Raw genomic sequence first — 2,843 nt, forward strand, 5'->3', positions numbered from 1 at the left:
TTGTGTGTTAGTGGAAGCGTCTGGAAAGTCGCACGGTACAGGGTGATAGTCCCGTACACAAAAATGCACAAGTTGTGAGTTCGATGAGTAGGGCGGGACACGTGACATCCTGTCTGAATATGGGGGGACCATCCTCCAAGGCTAAATACTCCTGACTGACCGATAGTGAACCAGTACCGTGAGGGAAAGGCGAAAAGAACCCCGGCGAGGGGAGTGAAATAGAACCTGAAACCGTGTACGTACAAGCAGTGGGAGCCTACTTGTTAGGTGACTGCGTACCTTTTGTATAATGGGTCAGCGACTTATATTTTGTAGCAAGGTTAACCGAATAGGGGAGCCGTAGGGAAACCGAGTCTTAACTGGGCGTCAAGTTGCAAGGTATAGACCCGAAACCCGGTGATCTAGCCATGGGCAGGTTGAAGGTTGGGTAACACTAACTGGAGGACCGAACCGACTAATGTTGAAAAATTAGCGGATGACTTGTGGCTGGGGGTGAAAGGCCAATCAAACCGGGAGATAGCTGGTTCTCCCCGAAAGCTATTTAGGTAGCGCCTCGTGAACTCATCTTCGGGGGTAGAGCACTGTTTCGACTAGGGGGCCATCCCGGCTTACCAACTCGATGCAAACTACGAATACCGAAGAATGTTATCACGGGAGACACACGGCGGGTGCTAACGTCCGTCGTGAAGAGGGAAACAACCCAGACCGCCAGCTAAGGTCCCAAAGTCATGGTTAAGTGGGAAACGATGTGGGAAGGCATAGACAGCCAGGATGTTGGCTTAGAAGCAGCCATCATTTAAAGAAAGCGTAATAGCTCACTGGTCGAGTCGGCCTGCGCGGAAGATGTAACGGGGCTAAACCATGCACCGAAGCTGCGGCAGCGACGCTTAGGCGTTGTTGGGTAGGGGAGCGTTCTGTAAGCCGTCGAAGGTGAACTGTGAGGTTTGCTGGAGGTATCAGAAGTGCGAATGCTGACATAAGTAACGATAATGCGGGTGAAAAACCCGCACGCCGGAAGACCAAGGGTTCCTGTCCAACGTTAATCGGGGCAGGGTGAGTCGACCCCTAAGGCGAGGCTGAAAAGCGTAGTCGATGGGAAGCAGGTTAATATTCCTGCACTTGGTGTTACTGCGAAGGGGGGACGGAGAAGGCTAGGCTGGCCGGGCGACGGTTGTCCCGGTTCAAGCGTGTAGGGGGTGTGACCTGGTAAATCCGGTTGCATATCAACCCTGAGGCGTGATAACGAGCCACTACGGTGGTGAAGTAGCTGATGCCATGCTTCCAGGAAAAGCCTCTAAGCTCCAGGTAACACGAAATCGTACCCCAAACCGACACAGGTGGTCAGGTAGAGAATACTCAGGCGCTTGAGAGAACTCGGGTGAAGGAACTAGGCAAAATGGTGCCGTAACTTCGGGAGAAGGCACGCTGGCGCGTAGGTGAAGGGACTTGCTCCCGGAGCTGAAGCCAGTCGAAGATACCAGCTGGCTGCAACTGTTTAATAAAAACACAGCACTGTGCAAACACGAAAGTGGACGTATACGGTGTGACGCCTGCCCGGTGCCGGAAGGTTAATTGATGGGGTCAGCCGCAAGGCGAAGCTCTTGATCGAAGCCCCGGTAAACGGCGGCCGTAACTATAACGGTCCTAAGGTAGCGAAATTCCTTGTCGGGTAAGTTCCGACCTGCACGAATGGCGTAATGATGGCCAGGCTGTCTCCACCCGAGACTCAGTGAAATTGAACTCGCTGTGAAGATGCAGTGTACCCGCGGCAAGACGGAAAGACCCCGTGAACCTTTACTATAGCTTGACACTGAACATTGAGCCTTGATGTGTAGGATAGGTGGGAGGCTTTGAAGCGTGGACGCCAGTCTGCGTGGAGCCAACCTTGAAATACCACCCTTTAATGTTTGATGTTCTAACTCGGCCCCGTGATCCGGGGTGAGGACAGTGTCTGGTGGGTAGTTTGACTGGGGCGGTCTCCTCCTAAAGAGTAACGGAGGAGCACGAAGGTTAGCTAATCACGGTCGGACATCGTGAGGTTAGTGCAATGGCATAAGCTAGCTTGACTGCGAGAGTGACGGCTCGAGCAGGTACGAAAGTAGGTCATAGTGATCCGGTGGTTCTGAATGGAAGGGCCATCGCTCAACGGATAAAAGGTACTCCGGGGATAACAGGCTGATACCGCCCAAGAGTTCATATCGACGGCGGTGTTTGGCACCTCGATGTCGGCTCATCACATCCTGGGGCTGAAGTAGGTCCCAAGGGTATGGCTGTTCGCCATTTAAAGTGGTACGCGAGCTGGGTTTAGAACGTCGTGAGACAGTTCGGTCCCTATCTGCCGTGGGCGTTGGAAGATTGAGAGGGGCTGCTCCTAGTACGAGAGGACCGGAGTGGACGCATCACTGGTGTTCGGGTTGTCATGCCAATGGCATTGCCCGGTAGCTAAATGCGGAAAAGATAAGCGCTGAAAGCATCTAAGCGCGAAACTTGCCTCGAGATGAGTCTTCCCTGTGGCTTTAAGCCACCTGAAGGGACGTTTAAGACTAAGACGTTGATAGGCTGGGTGTGTAAGTGCAGCGATGCATTGAGCTAACCAGTACTAATGACCCGAGAGGCTTAACCTTACAACACCAAAGGTGTTTTTAGAGACTTGAAGTAGATTTTCAGCTGAAGTTCCGAGATTGGTTCGTAGTGCAAGCCTGATGTAGGGTGAGCGTTATGAATGAAACAGAATTTGCCTGGCGGCAGTAGCGCGGTGGTCCCACCTGACCCCATGCCGAACTCAGAAGTGAAACGCCGTAGCGCCGATGGTAGTGTGGGGTCTCCCCATGCGAGAGTAGGGA

At 53.0% G+C, this 2,843-nt stretch carries 2 rRNA genes; both read left to right on the forward strand.

Annotated features, from left to right (window positions below):
* Window positions 1–2,624, forward strand: a 23S ribosomal RNA gene (locus ABIC79_RS25575); the annotation flags it as partial.
* Window positions 2,625–2,737: 113 nt separating this feature from the next.
* A 5S ribosomal RNA gene (rrf, locus tag ABIC79_RS25580) occupies window positions 2,738–2,843 on the forward strand; the annotation flags it as partial.

The organism is Rahnella sp. 2050, from assembly GCF_040544515.1.
Taxonomy (GTDB): domain Bacteria; phylum Pseudomonadota; class Gammaproteobacteria; order Enterobacterales; family Enterobacteriaceae; genus Rahnella; species Rahnella aceris.